We start from the raw sequence: 21,774 nt of genomic DNA, 5'->3' as shown, positions 1-21,774 counted from the left end.
GCAATTAGAAGTTGAACATCACACGACCGTAGTAATAGGCACCGTTAGACCCTTGCTGATTGTTGGAGTATAGATAAAAGCCCTGATTCTCCGGGCGGAGGATTTGTGGGTATTTATCAAGAATGTTGCTGCCACCAATCGACAATTTTAGAGTACGGTTTACCGCATAGCCAAAGCTTAAGTCAAAAATTGCCTGTCCCGAAAACGTCTGATCATAATAATTGCCGTCGTTATCCGCAGAGGTAGACCGCTCAGTAACCGATCCAAAGTAGGTGCCACGCAGCATCGCATCAAATTTGTTAAACCGATAGGCTACAGAAGCGATCAGTTTTGTTCGTGGGGTTCCTGTTTCAAACTGACCAATTACATTCCGGCTCAGGTATTTTTCAACCACCTGATCTTCGGACAAATTCGCTACGTTCAGATTGAGCGACTTCCGATTGAGAACCGAGTTTTTACTGAGAATAGCAGCAAGGGTGAACGTCAGGCTTTTTGACTTGGGCAGGTCAAGGGTATAGTTTCCAACAACCTCGATACCTTTAGAGCGTACATCGGCTCCATTGACGAAAAACTGAGCCTCCCCATCGCCAATTACTTCCTGATAGTTATTGCCAACTTCTGATGCGTTGAAATAGCTGGTTTGGAAAATACGGTTGTCCACATCGATCTGGTAGGCATCTACCGTTACTTCAAAACCACGAACGGGCTGATAGGTAAGGCCGAAACCATAGGTGCGGGACTGCTCCTGCTTTAACCCCTTGATGCCTAATACGCGGGCCGCTGTGCTGTTGGTTGGATAGGTTGTTACATCCAGAGGCTGAGGAATGCCGTTTGCATCCGGTACGAAAGCAGTGGCCGTATGCGTGTAGTTCAATTCCTGTAGCGAAGGAGCCCGGAAGCCACTGGCTATCGATCCACGAATTGAGAGGGTTTTCGAGATTGAATAGCGGGCAGCCAGTTTACCAATGCTTACGCCACCAAAGTCAGAGTAATTCTCCAGTCGGAAAGCACCAGCCAGTAAGAAATTACGAGTCAGTTCCAGTTCGGCATCCAAATAAGCCGCCATGGTCGTTCTGAACTCATTACGCTCGTTCTTGGGACCAAATCCGGAAAAGCACTGGCAGTTAGAGGATAAGTTCTTAACGGTCACTTGCTGGCCAGCATAGACTGATAATGGATTGCCGTTGGCATCAACAATAGGCGTACTGCTTTCATTTTCCAGGGGTTTTCCATCTGGACCAACCAGAAGCCCGGCTTGTGGTACGGTAAGAATACCGGCATCACCATAGATGTAACTTTCCTCCTGGCCTTTCATGATTTTGTAATTTTCCACGCGCATCTCAGCACCGAAAGCGATGTTCAGCCCATTCATTATCCCTTTGAAATAGCGGGAAAAGTCGAGGTTGGTTGAGTTTTGAGTGAACTGGTGCGTGCCGATATTCATGTTCACGGGCGAATTGGAACCGAGCGACGCATTGATTGTATTGACCATACCGATTCGCATGGTGTTTTTGCCGAAGGTATTGCTGAAGTCAACGTTAAACTCCCCGATCTTACTTTTAATACCAACCGTACTGGAAATGTCGGAAGTATTTGACGTCATCTGAGGACGATAGCCGTTGGGATAAAGCAGGTAGTTCGTACGGTCGGTTTGGGCGGGCCGGCGGAAGTAGCAGGAGAAGCCTTCCAGATATTTATACGACGCACCACCAAAACTGTAGAATGTAGTAGTTGGGTTGATTTCGTAACCAGCATTGTAAAATGTACTGCCAAGAGTAATGGCTGGCATACCGGCGTAGACCGCAAAGTCAGCTTTCGTCAGCCCGCGTGCGCTCATCAGCCCATCTTCTGTTTTCAGCGATGTCATCAACGAAGTGTTGCCTGCTACCTGGGCGTTTATCAATTCAGGGTTCGTGATGACCGGATTTCCGTTTTTATCAGTTCGGAGGTTGTTCAGATACGTATTGTCGAAGAAACCCCAATCATTTACGAACGGACGCAATGTGGGTCGGCGCTGAGTGATCTGGCCTGAAATATTAATGAACCCTTTATCGGCAATTTTGAACCCGTAGTTCGCATCAAACTGGTAATTGAATCCATCCGGTTTGCCGTCTTTGGTCAACGCTCCCGCCTGTCCACCCGTATTGGCGTACCCGCCACCCGTCAGGCTGGCCGTTAATTTATTCGTGCCTTTCTTCAGGATGATGTTCACCACACCCGCTACCGCATCTGAACCGTACTGAGCCGCAGCGCCGTCGCGAAGAATCTCCACCCGATCAATGGCTGACACAGGAATCGTCATTAAATCAACCGTAGTAGACGGACTGCCCACCGCCGTTTCAGTAATAAGTAGGGCCGATGTATGGCGTCGCTTTCCGTTAACCAGAACCAATATCTGGTTGGGAGCCATATTCCGTAACTGCACAGGGTCAACGTGTGAGTTCAGGTCTCCTCCCTGCGAGCGGACCGAGTTGAAGCTGGGGGCCACAACGGCCAGCATTTGGGCAAGGTCCATTTGAGGAAGGGACCCCATAATATCCTTAATCGAAATAACATCTACCGGCACCGGCGATTCAATGATGGTACGCCCCACGTTTCGGGTCCCGGTCACAACCAATTCACTTAATTGAGTGGCATCTTCATCCAGCGAAATCGTGAAATTAGTTTCATTCCCAACTTGTATCTCCTTCGATTTAAAACCGATGAAGCTGATCACAAGGACATCGGTGGGCGATGCTTCCAGTGAAAATAGTCCCTGATTATCAGTGACCGCCCCTTTTCGGCTATTGCCTTTTACCAGCACATTGACACCCTGTAATAATTCAGAAGTGCCTGTCTGTACCTTACCGGTAATTTTCCTGGCCTGAGCCAATGCGTCCGTTGGAAGCGCAATGGCCAATACAAACAAGGTGACTAGTACTGGTAGTACGTCATGTTTACGTAATTTTCTTTGCATGTTGATTGGGGGAGTTATAGTAGAGAGATTAGTTTATAGATTGATAATCAGGTAAATATGGAAAAAGGGGTGCTTTTAATTGTTGGTAGAATTGCGGCCATACAGCTACAGAAGTAGTGTACAGCATAGGTAGATGCTGGAAAACTACCTTTCCGAATACAGTAAATTGTTTTGGTTAAATGGTTCAGTGCTGGCTCCCTGGCTGAGGCCTTTCTGTATGATGTTGACGCCCGTTTGGAGCGTAGTGTCGGCCCACTACCGTACGTGTTCCAAACTTGTTTTTTGAGGAATAAATGGGAGAAGTATACAACATAATACCTGGCGTAAAACGCCCTCTTACGGAATTTGTGCTGCTAGTTTCATACTGGTTCATGGCGTAAATGAGATTGATGTTGGATATATATGAATACAGATAAATTTGGGCAATAGCTTAGCTAAAGCCGGTCCTCGGCCTTTGAGTAATTACCCCGTGTATTTGCTTGTAATTGCGTTGCATCCGAGCCCAACTATCGGAACTTGCGGCTTGCAATCTTTCTGAATAGATGAACTCTACTACTTATATTTGCCACTAAGAATAGAGAGTATTATTTGTTGTACTTTGTTGAAATAACAGATTTAAATAATGAAAAACAAATTATAAATAAAATATTATACTGATATATTTGAAAAATTCAATATATTGAAGACTATATTCTATTCTCTATAATATACTCCAATGAGATACGACAAATAAAGGCCTTTTTGAGTAATTACATCAAAATCAATTTGATGTAATTACTCAAAAAGGCCTTGCAGGGAAATGCGCCGTGGATTTATGCCTTTCAGAATAGATTTTCTTGAGTTGGGTGGTTAACTTTTGGGATTCACCCGACTCAAACAGACCCTCAAATCTCTGATTGAGTCAACCGTTAGGCTAGCTGTTTGCCTGATGCCCAGACGCCTTTGGTATGTAGTGCTTTATCTGCTCGAACCAGATTGGCCAGATAACCCGGCTGGATTTTTCCTAATAAGTCACCCAATCCAATAATCTCCGCCGGAATCGTGGATGCCATCCGTAAGGCGTTTGTTAGGGGAATACCCGCCTGCTCAACTGCAATCCGAACGCAATCAATTAGGGTGATTGCCGAACCCGCCAGATTTCCCTCATTATTAACATAACGTCCCGGCCTGGATGGGTCCGGCCCGTTAGGGTCCGGCTCAAAATGGACAACAAACTGCCCTAACTCGAACGTTGGACGAGGTGGATTAGCGAACAACGCGTCTGAAATAAGGAAGAGCCGCTCCCCCAGTAGCCGATAGGCAATGCGGATGGTGGTTGGATTGCAATGGTAGCTATCGGCTATGATGCTGGCCCGAACTGTTGGATGATCAAAAACAGCACCCACCACACCCGGTTCACGGCTTTCGTACCCACGCATCGCATTATAAAGATGAGTTGCTAATGGCATACCATCATTGAAAGCCGCTGTGGCCTGTTGATACGTAGCATTACTGTGGCCAAGTGACAATAGCGTATTAGGGTGTTTGAGTTTCTTTAGCGTTTGGAATTGCTCAGGCGTCAGAATTTCAGGCGCTAGTGTCAGAATCCGAATCACGTCGGCGTTGGTACTGAATAAGGCTTCCAGTTCACCTTCGGCGGGCGTTCGGACGTAGGCCATGCTGTGTGCCCCACGTTTGATAGGATTGAAATAAGGGCCTTCGATATGAATACCTGGAAGGCCGAATGGGTTTTCGCTGCGTACAACCTGCACAGCCGCCATCGACTCCTGCATAATAGCCAGCGATGTCGAATGAATGGTAGGCAGTAAGGTGGTGGTGCCATTGCGCGCATGCGAGTCGTAAATATGCCGAACTGTGTCGGGCGTTGGCTGGTCGTTCAGAAATAGATTCGACCCGCCGTACAACTGCAAATCCACAAAGCCCGGAAGGAGGTAATCACCGTTGAGGTCAATAATCGTTGTTCCATTGGGCACAGATGTTGTTTCTGCTGTCGATATTTCCTGAATGCGACCGTTATCAGTACGTACCGACGCGTTCGAAAGCCATTCATCGCCGGTAAAAACGGTGGCGTTAATAAACTGATTCATACGAAAAAAAGCGTTTTCATGCGGGCTAACCAGCCAATGATGACCGGAATCTAGCAGTAATTTCGTTTTTTTGCGAACTATTTCTTTTAAGGATTTTTGGTTTTTGGTATTCGGTTTACGGTAGGCTGGCGCGTTAACAATTCATGCGTAAGCCTTTCGTAAACCGAATACCAAAAACCAAAAATCCTCTAATCTGTTTATCTCTTGAACGCTGTTCGTTTATCTCCTCCCGCTACGCTGACGAAGCCTGGTATTATCCAGGCCACGATTCCCCTCGCTTCGTCGAAAAGTGAAAGCAACCGTGCCCTTATTATCGACGCCCTGACCGGCTTTCAATGTGACCTGAAAAATCTATCGACCGCCCGTGATACACAGACGATGATCCGGTTGCTAAAGTCAGAAGACCAGATCGCCGATGTGCTGGATGCGGGAACGACAATGCGTTTTCTGACGGCCTATTTCGCCGTAACGGGTCAGCAAAAAACAATGACAGGCACTCCTCGAATGTGTGAACGTCCCATCGGCATACTGGTTGATGCGCTACGATCGCTCGGTGCTGATATTACGTATCTTAACAAAGAAGGGTACCCACCCCTACAGCTTAACGGCTTCACTGCGGGAAGCTCGAACCGGATCAGTATTCGGGGCGATGTGAGCAGTCAATATATTTCTGCCCTGGTGATGATTGCTCCGTTGTTGCCGAATGGGTTGACACTGGAGCTAACAGGTGCCATTGGGTCAAGACCTTATATCGAAATGACGCTGGAACAAATGGCTTATTTTGGGGCTGATGTTCAGGCGGATTGGGAGACAAAGACGATCACTATTGCGCCAAAACCCTATACGCCCAAACCGTATGCCATTGAATCCGACTGGTCGGGGGCGAGTTACTGGTATAGCGTAGCCGCATTAGCTAAAGACGAAACGGCCGAAATTACGCTACTGGGGCTGAAAGCCAAATCGTTGCAGGGCGATAGTGCGATAGTCGATATCATGCGTTCCTTAGGCGTCGCGAGTACCTTTACCGAATCCGGTGTTCGGTTAACCAAGGGTAAGGTTAGTGAATCCTTAGCCTGGGACTTTACCGACTGCCCTGATCTGGCCCAGACGGTTGCTGTGTGTGCCGCAGTAAAAGGTGTAATCTTACGGCTTACAGGAGTCGAGAGTCTGAAAATTAAGGAAACCGACCGAATCGCTGCGCTACAGGCGGAATTGCAGAAAATTGGGGCTGAATTAGTGGAGATTGAGCCAAACCACCTCTACGAAGTTCGTCAATTGCCAACGAGTCATTCGCTGCCTCCTACCATCAAAACCTACGATGATCACCGGATGGCCATGGCGTTTGCACCCGTAGCGATGCGTGAGGAAATAATTATTGAAGAGCCAAGAGTTGTGGATAAATCGTACCCAAGTTTCTGGGAGGATATGGCACGAGTGGCCACGGTTAATTTTATACAGGAAGAAGCTATTCGTTAAAATGGGGGTGCACGTGATGTCGGTTTCTAAAAACCGACGTCGCAAGGTTTCTTAAAACCTATACATACTAATTAGAGGTTTTAAGAAACCTATACATACTAATTAGAGGTTTTAAGAAACCTCACTAGGTCAGGTTTAAGAACCTGACCTCACAGCAAGATGCGAAAACCTTGAACCTGAAACAATAGAACTAAAAATGACACGCCGGGAGCAATTTGAACAGCAAGGCTATCTTATCGTCCGCAACGTTTTTACACCAGACGAAGTGACTCAATTGCGGCAATCGGCCTACGACTATCGCGATCAGCAGCAGAAACTTGGTTTGGTGGCGAAAGTAAAACAGGCGGCTTCCGTAAAAGGCGATTTACTCAGTAAAGAGAAGCTGGGCTGGGTAATTTACGATCCGCGTATTGTTGCCATTGCCACTGAATTATTGGGCGATACGCCCGTTTACTTCTCGGATAGCACTTACCAAATTGGTACTGGCACCCGAGGGTTTCACCGCGATAATATCGACCGTTACCAGTTCGGCCAGGGTGCCGATTGGGATGGACATTATCCATTAATCCGTTTTGGTATCTATCTTCAGAACCACGATACCTACAGTGGAGGTATCCGATTTAAAAGGGGAAGCCACGAGGCCGCCGACGGTGCCGACGTATTTGCGGACACCCGTGCGGGCGACATTGTGGTCTGGAATATGCGGACGCTCCACAGCGGCAACGCCCGTCGGATGAAAGTGCTGAATAACCTACCACTGCACGTTGGTCTGGAAAATCGTCTGCCCGATTTCCTGTTCCGCGAACAGCAGGGCGAACGTGTCTCCCTATTTTTTAGCTACGGTCTGGAAGGCAAACACCTGGATCGTTATCTGGAGCAGCATATTCAGAAACGGGCTGATATGCAGGAAAACGTACGCTTGTCTGTCTATTCTCCCGAAACGCTCAGAAAAGCTGAGCAGAATAAGGTGAAAGTGCTGGACGTGAAAAAGCTGGTGTAGGTTGGCTAGTGAATCAGACGATTGGAATTTTCTCTTCATAATGCCCGCCTATACCTACGTAAATAACCCGTTTATTGCTACCGGTCAGGATAGCGTCGTAGAAGCGAATACCTGATTGAGCAATTTCATTCATAAATTGTGGGTAATCTGTTTTGCCTTCCTGATTGTCCCGAATTGCCTGAATTGTTCCTGCCTGGTCGAAGCGGGTTGCAATGGCTCTGGGTTCCATTATAGTTGGATGAAGTAAGGTCTCACCATCGGCTGATCGGTAGATCATGTTGCCGGATGATACCTCAACAGTGTACGATTGTACACCAGCATCAACGAGTTTCTGGGCTAAATCCGGGTAATTTTGGGCGGTGGCGTAGGCTGCTCTAAGTGATTCTTCGCTTAACATCTTCTCTTTGTTTTGTTCATCACAAAGGTCCGATTTGAGTTTGTGGCACGATTGTAAAAAATCGTTTTTTACTCCTGTTACAAGTCGGGAGAAGCTCGTAGAAATTCAGTTGGGGTGACACCTGTGAAGGTTTTGAAGTCCTTAATAAAGTGGGCCTGATCAAAATAGCCAGATTCTAAGCTGATGCCGGTCAGGCTCCTGGTTGTCGAAAAAGCGGCAATAGCCTGTTTCATTCGGACAATGGAGGCAAACCGTTTCGGAGAAGTGCCAACTAGTTGACGAAAGCGCTTTTCAAGTGGGCTTTGGCTAATGCATAATTTATCCGCCAATGAAGTCATTCGGATCGTTCCGTTTGACTGATAGATGTGCTCTAGCGCCAGTGATACAAGTGGATCGACTTTGGGCTTCTGGAGTCTGGAGAGGAGAAAGTGCTCGACAAGTTGAATCCGTTCCTGATCAGTTGTTGCGGCTGCTAACTGGTCTTCGAACAAATCAACATGGGAACGAAGGGCAAAATTGTCTAGTGCCAGACTAGCGTTACCTAGTTCGTACAAGGGTACATCAAAATACGATGCAGCGCCTGTTTCCGTGAATACAACGAGTAGTGAACTAGTAGCTGGTGAGTTTTTAAACAGACGAAATCCAGTTTGAATACCTGTAATCCCAGATGTGGCTAAGGGCACTTCGGTCGTGTTGTCCAGATACGCTAATCGTCCCCGATATTGAAATCCCATCACTACTGACGTGTCAGGTAGCACTTTATACGTCTGCTCATCGCTCACGTCCGAAACGATGAACCGCTTAATGTAAGGCCTTAACTGTTTACCAGGTAGATACTGTTGAAATGTCATGGCTTTTTTACTTCCTGCTGTCGCCCATAGATATAGCGTAGAGCAATGCCAAAGCCCCAGCCTGTTCCATTTGCTGTGATAGACGATTGTGTGTGGGCAGTGCTGTTGACCGTGTAGGCCAGATCGGAGCGTATGGCCTCGCCGAGTCCCCAGTATTTACGCGCATAAACGCCTAGTTCTAACGACGAGGACAAACGGGCAGAATAATCAATTCCAAGCTCCGCAACCCCCGATATAGTTTTGGTTGTGGTGGTATTGTTCAGGTGGAGTGTATCAGCTGTTCGAGGTCTGGTATTGGTATAGTTGTAGCCAATTAACCGGAAATCATCTGCGTTTGCACTACCATTTGGCACAAGCCAAGCGCCTGCCGAGACCCAGAAGCCCGTTCCGTTTTTAGCACGGCTTGCGGAGCCAATACGTCGTTTTACACGTAAAGGTATACCATAGCCGCTATTCTGATAATTGTAAACAAGGGGTCTCGATCCGTTTGCAATCGTGATATTCAGGTGAACAGGCGCAGCGATATAGCCTGTTTCAACTGCCCAGACATTATGGTAGGTATAGCCGAGTAAGGCACTCCAGGTTGTTTTTGTCGATGACGGGTTACTCACCAGTCCATTGAGTGAATTTGTTAGCACACTACCATCATTACGAAATCCACCTTCAAGACTCACATACCAGGTTTGTACCTCTTTGAGCTGATAGGTTTGCAGGTAATCGGATTTGCGCTCCCTCGCAGACCGACGCTCCATGGGGCGCTGATCTGGGTCTTCTGTGAGTACCCGTTGGCGAACAACAGGTGGGGGTGCATAATAATTAGTATCAATCACGATTTCCTGAGCCATTGCTGATACACATAGGCTAAAAAAAAGAGAAAAAAGTGAGATGTGTTTCATGGTAAACGATTGATATGCAAGGATAAGCAAACAGTACGGTTAAGACTATACCAATTACGCAGATTTTTTCGTTTGCGTTGCTGCCCGCCAGAAAGTTCTGACAGAGTTGAGTAACTGGTAGCCAGCTTACCCCACTTTTTCGTAATTGGTCATTCGATTTGCGTAGTTCGTCAGCAACCACCCGGCTGATTCGCCAGACCTTTGTTACGTACTAATTGACGAACAGATCTCATGAATACTACGCCAACAATTCTTGTTCTGGGTGCTACTGGAAGCATCGGTTATGCCGTAACCGCCAATCTGCTGGCCCGCCAGTTGCCGGTAACCATCCTCGTTCGAAACCGGGCTAAAGCCGAAGCATTATTCCCGAATCAACCTACGCTGACGTTGGTAGAAGGCGATGTACAGGATGCCACGCTGTTGAATCGAATTGCTGTAAATCAGGATTTTATCTTTCATGGCATCAATTACCCCTACAATAAATGGTTTGGCAACATGGACACGGCCACCCAAAAGGTGATTGACGCTGCCACTCAACAGCAAGCGACTATTATTTTGCCGGGCAACGTCTACAATTTTGGGAATACCAAAGCCCCAATCCGGGAGGATAGCAAACCGAATCCCTGCACCCGAAAAGGCCAGTTGCGTGTTGAGATTGAAGCCATGTTAGAGCAGGCTGCCACTGCCGGCAACTGCCGGGTCATGAACGTTCGGTTGCCCGATTTCTGGGGCCCAAACGTACTGAACGAAGGCGTAAAGCCCATCTTTGAAAATGCATTCAATGGCAAAGCACTACCCTGGATTGTAAATGTGGATATTCCACACCAGGCCGTATATACGAAAGACGCGGCTGAAGTTATTGTCCGATTAATGTTGCGGGATTGGGCTACGAAAACACAGTCTTCGGGCATTCAATCGAAGCCGTACGAAGTCTGGAACTATGGTGGAACAACGGTGCCATCCATTCGGTGGTGGTTTGAGCAGATTAGCGCCCTAACTGGCAAGCCGTTAAAGGTACAGGTGTACAGTCGCTTTATTGTCAGTGTTCTGGGACTGTTTATGCCTGTGCTACGTGAAGTGAACGAGATGCTCTATCTCTACGAAAATACAATCGTGCTCGATGATCAGAAAGTGCTTTCGCTATTCCCCGATTTCCAGCCTACACCCATGAAACAAGCCTTGATCGAAACATTGACATGGTTCTCTGAGCACGAATTAAAACGGTCGTTTACGGCAGAAGGAGTTTCGGCTTCAGAATTGACACAACTGCCTATAAATTGAATCACCACATCTGTTCTTACAGATTATAAAACTTAGCCGATTCTCTGGAGCGATACTATCAACTCTTGTAAACAAATACGCAAATGAAAACCTTACTAAAATCCGAAGAACTGATCCAATTTCTAGGCGCTATTTACCTGTTCTCCCGCCTGAATTTTGCCTGGTGGTGGTTTCCCGCTCTGATTCTCGTACCTGACCTGAGTATGATTGGCTATATTATCAATCCAGCAATTGGGGCAGTACTATATAACATTGTGCATCACAAAGGACTGGGTATTGTGATTGGTTTGCTGGGCCTGATGACGGGTAATCAGGCGTTAATGCTGGCAGGAGTTATTCTTTTCGCTCACTCCAGTATGGATCGTATGATGGGCTATGGCCTGAAATATTTCGACAGTTTCAAGCACACGAGCTTGGGAGATTTGTGATTAAAGTAGCGTGCGTGGCGTCCTACTTTAATCACGCTACCAGTGCCATTCGGTATGCGCCTGGTGTTTGGCCTGTCCATTTTTTGAACGACCGGAAAAAGACACTAGGTTCGGCAAAACCCAGCAAGTAGGCAATGTCGGTTGTACTTAGGTAAGGTTCGCGTAGGTGGCTGACGGCCAGTTCTTTTCGGGTTTCGTCAAGCAATTGCTGGTAGGAGGTACCTGCCTCTTTTAAATGAAGCTGGAGCGTTCGGATTCCCATGGCCAGCCGGTCGGCAATGATGGCCAGTGTGGGTTCTTCCCCCTTCATCATCGAAATAATTTCCGATTTCACCCGAGTACTCAACGATGGTAACTTGAGCTTGCTGAGAATGTCGTTCGCATGTTTTTCAAATAGGACCGACAACGTAGGGCTGGCGTTCAGAACGGGCAAATCGAGCAAGCTGGCATCAAGAACAAGTGTCGTTTCGGGTGCATCGAAGGTTAGGCGGGCGGGGGCAAATACGCGCTCATGTTCCCGCGTATCAACCGGACGTGGGTAGGCAAAGTGAATCTCGCTGGCTGAAATACGATGCCCTGTCAATGCCCGCATTGCGGACAGGTAAATCGACAATTCGGAGTTAAGTGCATATTGCGGATAAATAATATCGGCACTGATTATCTGGATCGATAAGGCAAACTGCTTTCCCGAATTCACAAATTGCCCTGTTGTACGAATACCTTCGCAAACAATATCCTGGTACTGGCACAGTTTATCAAAGGCGCGACCCAATGTAGGGCTGTGCATCATTACATAGGCTAACACACCGATAGCAACCGGATTCACCATTTCACCAAGTTGCAGGGCAATATTGGCATCGCCCGTGGCCGCTATCACCTCGCGCCAGAGTGCCTGCACCTGCCGGACCAGCACGCGCCCATCGGGATCACGCAGTTGCTCGGGGCTGATGCCTACCGCACGAGCCAGCGCATCAGGATTGGCCCCACGCTGCTGGGCGGCAAATAGAATCAGGTTGATGGAGGCAATGGAGAGGGTGTCGTTGGAGGTTGGCATCTAGCGAAAAATACGTTCGTGGGAAACAAGGAGATCGGGGAAAATACAACTGGGGATTTCGCCCGATTCGTAAACGTCTACTAACGCATACGTACCATTTTCCAGCACATACACGTTGACAGCCTTTTCTTTGGGTTGAACAATCCAGTACTCACGTACACCCGATTCTTCGTAGAGATTGAACTTTTCGCTAAAGTCGTTCTTGGCTGTTCGGGGCGAAGTAATTTCAATAACCCAGTCAGGCGCACCTAGACAACCACTGTCGTCTAATTTAGTTGTATCGCAGATGACACAAATATCGGGTTGGACAACAGTATGTAGTTGATCTGGTTTGCGCTCATTTAGAATTGGTAAACGCACGTCAAAGGGTGCTGTGTAAATCTGATAACCATTGTTGCCTAGATATATGCTAATATCTACCAATAAATGGCTTACTGCTAACTGATGCGCTCGTTTCGGTGCCGGAGACATCCGATATAATTTCCCTTTGATCAGTTCAACGCTTTCCTCAAACTGCCATTTCAGATAGTCGGCGTAGGTGTACGTTCCGTTGGGGTCGAGTTGGGAGATGTCGGTAATCATACGTTGTTCAGTGCAATTTCGTTACGCAAGTTCCTAAAATAGTCCGACGAGCGCAACAGTCGGCTACCGTACCAGGAAAATAGCTCGCCATCCACGACCATCACCCGTGCCAATGGGCAAATCGCGTTAAACTCTGCCTGGTGTTTTTCTGTGAATGGATACGGTTCCGATGATAGGAAAATCAGATCGGGCTGGGCTGCCCGAAGGTCATCTGTAGTGATTTCAGGATAGCGCGTCTGATCGGCGAAAACGTTGCTAAATCCTGCTATTCCGAGCATTTCGTGAATAAACGTGCCATTGGCCGCTACCATATAAGGCTTTCGCCAGATGAAGTAGGCCACAGAAAGGCGTGGATTCTGGAGTAGAGGGATTAGGGAGTCAGTTAGTTGCAAAGCCATCTTCTCCGCTTCTTCATTCTTTCCAACCAGTGCACCCACATCCCGGATCATCGCCAACGCATCTGGCAGTGTTATGATGTCCGTAACATAAACTGGATAGGTTTGCTGAAGTTCTTCTACTTGCTCCCGGTTATTCTCTTCTTTGTTCGCCAGAATAAGATCAGGATTTAATGCCTGTATTTTACTAAGATTCAGGGTTTTAGTGCCACCTACTATCGCCTTATGCTTAACTTTAGTAGCCGGATGGATGCAGAATTTTGTGATGCCAACCAGTTGTTCGTCTACACCTAGATCGAAGAGTAATTCGGTCTGCGACGGAACGATCGAGACAATGCGTTTGGGGGTCATAACGTAGTCATTCGGATGGTAAAAAAACCGACTCAGCGCCGATTTAGCTGCTTTTAACGAGATTTTAGTCGTGAGTTGGAAAATTTGTGCAACGTTTACATCAAGAATTTCTCATTTCACCATGAAACAAGCCATTTTCACCTGTCTCATTACTGGCCTGGTTGCTACGGTATCCGTTGCACAGACCCCTGTATCCGGTAAAATTACGTACGAAGGTATGCGTCAGATTGACCGGTCGCAGATGCGCATGGTCATTAATGGACAGGAAGTTCGACCAGGTGCCCCTGGCGCTCCTGATGCGCCGGAAGGGGCACCTGAAGTGATGTCGTTTACGCAGAAACTTGTCTTTGCTGGCACAATGGCCAAAGAAGAACGTGATCGGCCGCAGGGAGGTATGATGTTTCGCCGACAAGGTGCCGATGGTAGCCCCGATGGCGCGGGCGGACCTGGCGGTGGTGATCGGCCCAATCGGGGTGGTGCTATGCGGGCGAATTTCCCATTCGAACAACAGACGTATCTGGATTTAGCCAATCGGCAACGGATTGATGTACTGGTGGTAAAGAAAGATTCTGCCAGCCAGTCATACCGCTCTGAAAAACCCATGCCAGCCGCAACCGATTGGCAGGAGAGTGAAAAGACTAAAAAGATTGCAGGCTATGTCTGCCACAAGGCCACTGCTACGCACCGAAAATTGCCTTATACAATCTGGTACACCACTGATCTGCCCTTTACGTATTCGCCCGTTGCCGATCTGACTCCACCCAAAGGTGTGGTATTACTAATTGAATCGGACACGGAATCGTATAAAGCAACAGGAGTTTCGATGGAAGCTGTTGCCGAAGCATCCGTGCAGCCACCTAAAGAAGCGAAAGCTATATCGGCCGACGAAATGGAACAGATCCGGCGAAAAGGCATGGCCGATTTCCGGCAGAAAATGATGCAGAACATGAATATGTCTGCCCCCCGGAATTAAGTAAATACGAATGAATAATGTACAACGTATAATGCAAAATGAAAAACTTACTGACTGTGAAGCCCTTACTCCGAGTTTCGTTATTCATTATTCATTGTGCATTATTCATTAATTTCAGTGCCTTCGCCCAATCTCCGGGTACTATCAAGGGAACTGTAGTCGACTCGGTGACTCGGAAGCCCTTGATGGAGGCATCGGTATCCTTATTACTAGCCCGCGATTCGTCGCTGGTAACCTTTGGGATTACGGATGGGGATGGGAAATTTGAGTTTCCTAAACTGGCCGTAGGTCAATATCGGGTGTTGGTAACGTATGTTGGTTATCGTGGCCGCTCCCGCAGTGTTTCTGTGACCCAGAATGATCCTACGGTCGATGCTGGAACCATTGATATAGTTGCCCAATCACAGACTCTCATGGAAGTGTCGGTGCAGGGCGAACGGGCTCCAATTGCCGTGAAAGGAGATACACTGGAGTTCAATGCAGGCTCGTTTAAAACCCGCCCGAACGCACAGGTAGAGGATTTGCTCAAGAAACTGCCGGGCGTGGAAGTAGACCGGGATGGGAATGTAAAAGCGCAGGGGCAGGCAATCACCAAAGTACTGGTTGACGGGAAACCGTTTTTCGGGAATGACCCCAAAATGGCCACCCGCAACCTTCCCGCCGACATTATCGACAAAGTACAACTCTTCGATCAGGCATCTGAACAATCTACTTTTTCGGGTGTGGATGATGGCGATCGGGAGAAAACGATTAACATCACCACCAAAAAAGATAAGCGTAAAGGCTCGTTTGGCCAGCAAACGATTGGTGTTGGCCCCAAGCCAGGAGACGATGCCCGTTACTCGGGTCGGGTCAGTTATAACCAGTTTAATAATGGTCGCCAGATTTCGATGCTGGGTATGGCTAATAATATTAACCAGCAGGGCTTTACGGCGAGTGATTTAGGGCTTGGTAACAACTTCGGTGGAGCGGGGCAAGGCCAGGGGGGCGGAGGTGGGAGTAACGTGGTACGTGGTGGAGCTGGTGGTGGAAGCGGTAATGGTGCCGGGCAGGTTGGTAGTAATGCCATCACGCAGTCGTGGGCTGCCGGTATTAACTATCGGGATGGCTGGGGTAAAAAGATTGATGTGGTGAGTAGCTACAACGCCAGCAATACCAACACCCTCACCAGTCAGCAAAGCCACCGCGAGAACGTAATTCCCAGTGGTACATCGGGTACAGTGGCTACCCGCGCTGATGCTGGATTTGTTCGTGATCAGGCCAATGGTTCGGATAATACCAATACCAATCACCGCTTTAATCTCCGGCTCGATTACCGACTCGACTCAATGACGACGATTCGGGTGATTCCGAGCTTATCCTGGCTAAACTCAAATTATAATAACAATAGCCAATCGCAAACCTTTACCAATGAGGGTGTTCTGGCCAATTCAAGCCTGACCAACTATAACTCTACCGGTACAGGTTTTACGGGGAATAACTCCTTACTGCTGTTTCGTAAATTTAAGAAACAAGGACGCAGCTTTTCGGTAAACTGGACCATAGGGGCTAATAACCAGGACAATGAGGGTTTTAATAACTCCGTCAATACGTTTAACGGATCATCTACCAGTCTGACATCTGGTGTTATTACGAAAGATACCGTAACGGGGATAACCACACAGAAAATAAATCAGCGCAATAATCAGGAGACGCATTCGATGACCAATACGGTTAACGTTAGTTATACTGAACCGCTATCGCTTCGACAGACGCTTGAGTTTCACTACAACCTGTCGGATAATCACAATACATCAAACCGGGCCGTAAATGATTTTAATGGCACTACAAATCAGTATGATCTGGTGAATTCCAGCTTGAGTAACAACTTTGTAAACGACTACGTGACCAATCGGGGTGGATTGACCTGGCAAACCAAACGACTGAAGTATACCTATGCGTTTGGTGTTGATGCTCAGCAGGCGAGCCTTAACTCACAAAACCTAAGTCGGGAAACAACCTTAAACCGAACCTATTCGAATTTACTGCCCAACGCCTTGTTCACGTATAATTTTGGCAAGAGCCGGCGATTACGACTGAACTACCGCACCCGGCTCAACGCGCCATCGGTGAATCAGTTACAGCCTGTAGCGAACAATACGAACCCGCTTAACATCCAGCTTGGTAATCTCGATCTGCAACCTGAATACAGTCATACGGTATCGTTGAATTATAACCGGTTTGATGCTGCCACGTTCCGGAACATGTTTGTCTTTTTGAATGCGAGCCGGACGGATAACAAAATTGTTAATTCAACTACATTCACACAATCCGGTGCGCAGACAACCATACCGGTGAATACCAATGGGTATTATACTGTCAATGGATCGCTGGTATTTGGTCGTCCGCTCAAATTAGGAGCGCAGAAAACGAACCTGAACTTATCGACAAACCTGACCTTTAATCAGGGAACGAGTTTTATAAATAATCAATCCAATCAGGCGAAAAACTGGCTGATTGGTCAGGGAGCCACGATAAGTTCAAATTTTACGGAGAAATTAGACCTGAACTTGTCGGGTAACATTAACTGGCAATCGGCTAAGTATTCGCTACAACCGCAACAGAATACGACCTTCCTGAATCAGTCCGTAACGCTCGACGTCTATTACCAATTGCCGCTCAAGTTTACGTTCTCAACCAACGTTTACTACAACCACTACGGAGGTAGTTCGGCGAGTTTCAATCAGTCGTATACACTCTGGAATGCAACGTTGGCCCGGCAGTTGTTCAAGCAAAATCAAGGTGAAATCCGGTTCCAGGCATTCGATTTGCTGAATCAGAATCAGAGTATCGTGCGGAATGTAACGGACACCTATACCGAAGAAGTCCGGAGCCGGGTACTGAACCGCTACTTCATGATCAGCTTCGTGTATAACCTGCGTAAATTTAGTGCGGGCGTTACAGCACCAAGAGATCCATTTCAGGAGCGGAATGGGGGAGGCCAACGGGGGCAGGGTGGCGGCTTCCGGAGGAATTAATTTAACCACAGAGCCACGGAGGACACAGCGATTTAACCTTTTTTTCTCTGCGTCCTCCGTGGCTCTGTGGTTAAAAACTTTGCTTATTTAATATACCGAAAATCCTCCCCGCCTTTCAGCGCCAATAGGGTTTACTCAAACAACTGCTTTGCCAATTCTTCTTTTGTTAAATCGAAATGCTCTGCGATATTTTTCAGGATATTATTTAGAGTGCCTATCTTAATTGGGTCGTGACGCGGAATGGTCTCATAATGTTGACCGTTTTGCATCGTCTGAATTCGGATATGGCTACCCGTTTGCCGAATTACTTCATAACCGAATGGTTTTAGCAACTTTATGAACTCCAGACCTGTCAGATTACGGGGAACTTCATAGCGCAAATACTTCGTCCTTCACAAAGTGCAGTCGAACCAGTTGCGGCCACTGCGACGGATTGTCGTAGTGACAGTCGACGGCATCCCTAATCATTGTTTTTAGTTCAGCCATTGTATCGCCTTGCGTGAATATGTTCTCACCAACGGCTTGCGCGGTATAGCCGCCTTCGGGATCTTCCTCAACTAAAAAGATTAGTTCTTTCATACGCTTGGCCTGAAAATATGATACAATATAGACAAAAGCAGCTGAATTCTTGTATGGCTGCTTTTGTCTGTTTTTCGGCTATTTAATATACCGGAAATCCTCCCCGCCTTTCAGCGCCAACAGGGTTTCATACATGAGCTTGATGACATTCTGCACATCATCCATATGAACGGTCTCAACGGTTGTATGCATATACTTAAGTGGCAACGAAATCAACGCTGAAGCGATCCCCTCGGTTGCATAGGCGAAGGCATCGGTGTCTGTACCCGTCGAGCGGCTAACAGCCTGACGCTGGAAGGCAATCTCCTGTTGGTCAGCAACAGCAATCAGGAAATCGAGAACGTTGTTCTGTACGGCAGGGCCGTAGCATAAGACCGGGCCAGCGCCACATTTGAGGTCGCCCTGCTCTTTTTTATCGTACTTCGGCGATTGCGTATCGTGGGTTACGTCGGTGCAAATGGCGAGGTCGGGTTTAAGCCGCCGGGCAATCATTTCGGCCCCTCGAAGGCCAATTTCTTCCTGAACCGCATTGACAATGTAGAGCGTGAAAGGCAGGGTTACATTGTTTTCTTTTAGCAACCGGGCCACTTCAGCAATCATGAAGCCACCCATCCGGTTGTCCAGGGCCCGGCCAACAAAATACCGGTTATTCAACTCCATCAGCCCATCGACGAACGTGCAGACGGTACCAACATGAATGCCCATGTCGAGGACTTCCTGCTTGGTTGCCGCACCCACGTCGATGAATAGATCCGTTACTTTAGGGGCCGTATCTTTTGCCAGGTCACGCACATGAATAGCTGGCCAGCCGAATACGCCTTCTACCACACCCTGCTTCGTGTGCAGGTTTACCCGCATCGATGGGGCAATAACCGCATCGGAGCCCCCGTTGCGCCGAACATAGAGGTAGCCATCGTCGGAAATGTAATTGACAAACCACGAAATCTCGTCGGAGTGGGCTTCGATTACGACTTTGTAGTCTTTGCCCGGTCCGATAACCCCAACAGCAGTGCCGTAGGTATCCACCATGTATTCGTCGGTATAGGGTTTGAGGTAATCCAGCCAAATCTGCTGCCCTGAGGATTCAAAGCCAGTTGGTGAGGCATTGTTAAGGTACTTGTACAGGAAGCTTTTACTTTGTTCGTTCATTGCGTACTAAAAAAGGGGTCTAAAAATTCTTTTAACGGTTTGAGCGGTGGGTGAGTTGGATCGAGATTCCAGTGTTTAGAATTTCGATAATCGCGATTCTCTTCCTTTATTTTCGCTTTCTGCTTTTTTGATTCACCTAGTAAGGCCTCCAAATAGGCATATATTTTTGTCTTACGAGCGGGTAATGTGAATTTTCCTGATGCGGTAGTACTTGCTGGTTGACCAGTTAGGCACTGCTCGTAAGCTTGCCAGCAATCAAAAATAATCTGATTATCTGCGCAGATTATTTCTTGAAGTAGGGTTTCTAAATCACCATCATTTTTGTCGGATTCAGGGTGCGTACCATTGTAAGGTAATAGGAAATAATAGAAATTGTATGTTTGACTTAGTTTTTCTAAAACCACTTTCTCCTCGCTAAATGTATCGGCATCAAAAATGACTAATGACGTACTTCCGTTTGCTCGTAGAATTCGAAGTATTGGATCAAGTAGGCGCATCTTGGTGGCATCTTCAAATGTATTTTTGCCTCCTAAATTCAAAATATCACCGGGTTCTATTCGAGCATTTTTATCTACAAATCCACCTCTGGTTAGTTGAATGCCATACCACTCTGCAATTAAATCCTGTAAAAATTTCTGATCAGCAACACCTTCTACAAAAATCTGAACATTATTCATCTTGCGCCACCCCGTGTATTAAAACCAATATTCAAAGCATATTCCAATTGCTCAAAATCAAATGTAATAGCCTCAACTATACCTGCTTTATTTTCAATCAGTGAAATATTTCGAGCGTCTTTTTGATACTCCTGCATTTCCGGATCTTCGAGGGCTTCAACGAACGCTTGCTGGCATTCAAGACTATGGGTGGTGGCGAAGAGTTGAACGTTATATTTCGCACAGAGTTGGATAATTGATTTCCAATAGCTTGTTAAGCGGGTAAAATGAATGCCTGAGCCGATTTCATCCACCATTAGACGACGATCTTGAGTGAGAAATATTTCTAATAAAAATCGAGTGTATTTTACTGTACCTTCACCGAAATAAGGAAGGGGTAAAATAGAATTACTATTTACTAGTGTTACGCCAAGCACCTCCTGATTGGCAGAAAGTTTGTGTGGACGTAATTCTTCCAAATTAGGAATAAATAATTTTAAATTACTTTCAAATTCTCGCCTTATATCTTTATTGGGATTTACATACGAATAATAAACATTTAGTAAGTCAATACCATAATTTAAATTTGTCGGTATATATGGAATATAAGAACTAATTAAGTCAGCTTGTATATTTGGGTTAGAGCCTTCTGAATAAGCAGGTATTACTTGACTATGTAAAGGCTGGTTTTTATTATTTATGTAAGATACTTTTAACCATTGATTAGGAATAACTGGTACAATAGATCTATTAATAATCTCCTTTTCTTGAGCTGATAAGTCAGTATGTGGCCGCAACTCAATAATTAAATTAAAGGTATCAAGCGCATTAATGGTAATTTTTATTGGAGAACTAGGGTTCTTGAAAAGGGAGTCCCAGAATTGGGATTGTTGTAAATCTTCTGAAGTGACTTTTGCTTTTTGAAATTGATAAATATTTCTTATTGCAATACTCCACCAGAAATTATTTGATAGTTTTCTTGCATCCTCATCAAACGTCAATGCTTCCAGAACCGACGTCTTCCCCACGTTATTATCCCCCACAATCAAATTGAACTGCCCGAGATTACTCATCTCGAAGGAGTCGAATCGTTTGAAGTTTTCGATTTTGAAGTAGGTGAGGTGTTGCTTTTCCATAAATAGGCTTGCTTAGCCACTAAAGCTATGCGGACAAATGTACTAAACGAGTGAGTATCTACGGCGGCTCACTAAAACCCAATCCGTTCGCGCTTCTGCTCAACGCCCATAGAGCGGAGCAATTCCATCGCTATCCGCTCGTCGTATTTGCGTTTCCAGTAGTCCGCTTCCAGGCGAAGTTTGTCTAGCTCGACTTCCTGTTTCTCGACTGTCAGGCGGAGGGTTTCGAGTTCGTGGCTGACGACTGCGTCTGATTTTGGCTCGATGACCTGGGCGGTTACGGCTTCGTCGGAGAGGAGCGTTAGGGGCGAAACGTCCAGAACGCTGGCAATTTGGCTCAGTCGCGAAAGGGTCAGGTCGGTTTTGCCGCGCTCAATATCACCATACGCTGTGGTAGACAGATTAAGCAGATCGGCCATGTTTTCCTGCGATAAACCGCGTTGAAGCCGTTCTAAACGTATTTTTTCGGCCGGGCCACGAGAGGTGATGGTGCTCATATCAAGTAACAAC

The 21,774-nt window shown here is 46.9% G+C and carries 20 protein-coding genes; 6 read left to right on the top strand and 14 right to left on the bottom strand.

Going from position 1 to position 21,774, the window contains the following annotated elements:
* Positions 1-4 precede the first annotated feature (4 nt).
* Positions 5-2,956 (bottom strand): TonB-dependent receptor, encoded by a 2,952-nt coding sequence (locus tag ACYVGO_RS22115; protein WP_460971135.1) that lies wholly within the window; start codon positions 2,954-2,956, stop codon positions 5-7.
* A gap of 908 nt (positions 2,957-3,864) precedes the next feature.
* Positions 3,865-5,043 carry an N-acetylglucosamine-6-phosphate deacetylase gene (gene nagA / locus ACYVGO_RS22110; protein ID WP_460971134.1) on the bottom strand — a complete coding sequence of 393 codons (1,179 nt, stop codon included), beginning with the start codon at positions 5,041-5,043 and terminating at the stop codon, positions 3,865-3,867.
* Positions 5,044-5,247: 204 nt separating this feature from the next.
* On the opposite strand from nagA, the gene ACYVGO_RS22105 reads away from it, so the two are divergent.
* Positions 5,248-6,519, top strand: a complete 1,272-nt coding sequence (locus ACYVGO_RS22105; RefSeq protein WP_460971133.1) for a 3-phosphoshikimate 1-carboxyvinyltransferase — start codon at positions 5,248-5,250, stop codon at positions 6,517-6,519.
* A gap of 196 nt (positions 6,520-6,715) precedes the next feature.
* Positions 6,716-7,519 carry a phytanoyl-CoA dioxygenase family protein gene (locus tag ACYVGO_RS22100; protein WP_460971132.1) on the top strand — a complete coding sequence of 268 codons (804 nt, stop codon included), beginning with the start codon at positions 6,716-6,718 and terminating at the stop codon, positions 7,517-7,519.
* Between the two features lie 13 nt (positions 7,520-7,532).
* Here ACYVGO_RS22100 and ACYVGO_RS22095 read toward each other — a convergent pair whose 3' ends face one another.
* The 3 genes from ACYVGO_RS22095 to ACYVGO_RS22085 form a co-directional block, all read right to left on the bottom strand.
* On the bottom strand, positions 7,533-7,916 hold the full coding sequence (locus ACYVGO_RS22095; protein WP_460971131.1) for a DUF1398 family protein: 384 nt from the start codon (positions 7,914-7,916) through the stop codon (positions 7,533-7,535).
* 77 nt (positions 7,917-7,993) lie between these two features.
* Positions 7,994-8,767, bottom strand: coding sequence for a helix-turn-helix domain-containing protein (locus ACYVGO_RS22090; protein WP_460971130.1), 774 nt, complete (start codon positions 8,765-8,767; stop codon positions 7,994-7,996).
* Positions 8,764-9,663: a hypothetical protein gene (locus ACYVGO_RS22085; protein ID WP_142771932.1), complete on the bottom strand. Its 900-nt coding sequence runs from the start codon at positions 9,661-9,663 to the stop codon at positions 8,764-8,766. Before ACYVGO_RS22085 ends, ACYVGO_RS22090 begins: the two co-directional genes overlap by 4 nt.
* 231 nt (positions 9,664-9,894) lie before the next feature.
* Between ACYVGO_RS22085 and ACYVGO_RS22080 the strand changes: the two genes are divergently transcribed.
* Both ACYVGO_RS22080 and ACYVGO_RS22075 read left to right on the top strand, forming a co-directional pair.
* Entirely contained in the window at positions 9,895-10,944 is a 1,050-nt protein-coding gene (locus ACYVGO_RS22080) for an NAD(P)H-binding protein (protein WP_460971129.1), read from the top strand.
* A gap of 83 nt (positions 10,945-11,027) precedes the next feature.
* The gene (locus ACYVGO_RS22075; RefSeq protein ID WP_142771934.1) at positions 11,028-11,372 is read left to right on the top strand and encodes a DUF4260 domain-containing protein; all 345 of its coding nucleotides are present in this window, start codon (positions 11,028-11,030) and stop codon (positions 11,370-11,372) included.
* Between the two features lie 31 nt (positions 11,373-11,403).
* On the opposite strand, the gene ACYVGO_RS22070 is transcribed toward ACYVGO_RS22075, so the two are convergent.
* Genes ACYVGO_RS22070 through ACYVGO_RS22060 form a run of 3 tightly spaced genes read right to left on the bottom strand, consistent with a single transcriptional unit; the run spans position 11,404 to position 13,754 of the window.
* Positions 11,404-12,426: an AraC family transcriptional regulator gene (locus tag ACYVGO_RS22070; RefSeq protein ID WP_460971128.1), complete on the bottom strand. Its 1,023-nt coding sequence runs from the start codon at positions 12,424-12,426 to the stop codon at positions 11,404-11,406.
* Positions 12,427-13,008, bottom strand: coding sequence for a Uma2 family endonuclease (locus tag ACYVGO_RS22065; protein WP_460971127.1), 582 nt, complete (start codon positions 13,006-13,008; stop codon positions 12,427-12,429). It lies immediately after the preceding gene.
* Positions 13,005-13,754 carry a helical backbone metal receptor gene (locus ACYVGO_RS22060; protein ID WP_460971126.1) on the bottom strand — a complete coding sequence of 250 codons (750 nt, stop codon included), beginning with the start codon at positions 13,752-13,754 and terminating at the stop codon, positions 13,005-13,007. Before ACYVGO_RS22060 ends, ACYVGO_RS22065 begins: the two co-directional genes overlap by 4 nt.
* Positions 13,755-13,875: 121 nt before the next feature.
* On the opposite strand from ACYVGO_RS22060, the gene ACYVGO_RS22055 reads away from it, so the two are divergent.
* Positions 13,876-14,727: a GLPGLI family protein gene (locus tag ACYVGO_RS22055; protein ID WP_460971125.1), complete on the top strand. Its 852-nt coding sequence runs from the start codon at positions 13,876-13,878 to the stop codon at positions 14,725-14,727.
* A gap of 38 nt (positions 14,728-14,765) precedes the next feature.
* Complete coding sequence (locus ACYVGO_RS22050) at positions 14,766-17,744, top strand: outer membrane beta-barrel protein (protein ID WP_460971124.1); 2,979 nt, start codon at positions 14,766-14,768, stop codon at positions 17,742-17,744.
* Between the two features lie 131 nt (positions 17,745-17,875).
* Here ACYVGO_RS22050 and ACYVGO_RS22045 read toward each other — a convergent pair whose 3' ends face one another.
* The 6 genes from ACYVGO_RS22045 to ACYVGO_RS22020 all read right to left on the bottom strand — a co-directional run bounded on the left by ACYVGO_RS22045 (position 17,876) and on the right by ACYVGO_RS22020 (position 21,761).
* On the bottom strand, positions 17,876-18,124 hold the full coding sequence (locus ACYVGO_RS22045; RefSeq protein WP_460971123.1) for a type II toxin-antitoxin system HicA family toxin: 249 nt from the start codon (positions 18,122-18,124) through the stop codon (positions 17,876-17,878).
* Complete coding sequence (locus ACYVGO_RS22040; RefSeq protein WP_142771941.1) at positions 18,114-18,323, bottom strand: type II toxin-antitoxin system HicB family antitoxin; 210 nt, start codon at positions 18,321-18,323, stop codon at positions 18,114-18,116. Before ACYVGO_RS22040 ends, ACYVGO_RS22045 begins: the two co-directional genes overlap by 11 nt.
* 78 nt (positions 18,324-18,401) lie before the next feature.
* Complete coding sequence (locus ACYVGO_RS22035) at positions 18,402-19,472, bottom strand: M42 family metallopeptidase (RefSeq protein ID WP_460971122.1); 1,071 nt, start codon at positions 19,470-19,472, stop codon at positions 18,402-18,404.
* Entirely contained in the window at positions 19,469-20,149 is a 681-nt protein-coding gene (locus ACYVGO_RS22030; RefSeq protein ID WP_460971121.1) for a DUF3226 domain-containing protein, read from the bottom strand. The genes ACYVGO_RS22035 and ACYVGO_RS22030 overlap by 4 nt, the downstream gene beginning before the upstream one ends.
* Positions 20,146-21,264: an AAA family ATPase gene (locus tag ACYVGO_RS22025; RefSeq protein WP_460971120.1), complete on the bottom strand. Its 1,119-nt coding sequence runs from the start codon at positions 21,262-21,264 to the stop codon at positions 20,146-20,148. Before ACYVGO_RS22025 ends, ACYVGO_RS22030 begins: the two co-directional genes overlap by 4 nt.
* Positions 21,265-21,335: 71 nt before the next feature.
* A complete protein-coding gene (locus tag ACYVGO_RS22020; RefSeq protein WP_142771943.1) occupies positions 21,336-21,761 on the bottom strand; it encodes a helix-turn-helix domain-containing protein in 426 nt (141 codons plus the stop codon).
* Positions 21,762-21,774 lie beyond the last annotated feature (13 nt).

The organism is Spirosoma migulaei (assembly GCF_054776855.1).
The sequence above is the reverse complement of the archived record's forward strand: the minus strand, read 5'-3'. Positions and strand labels throughout refer to the sequence as shown.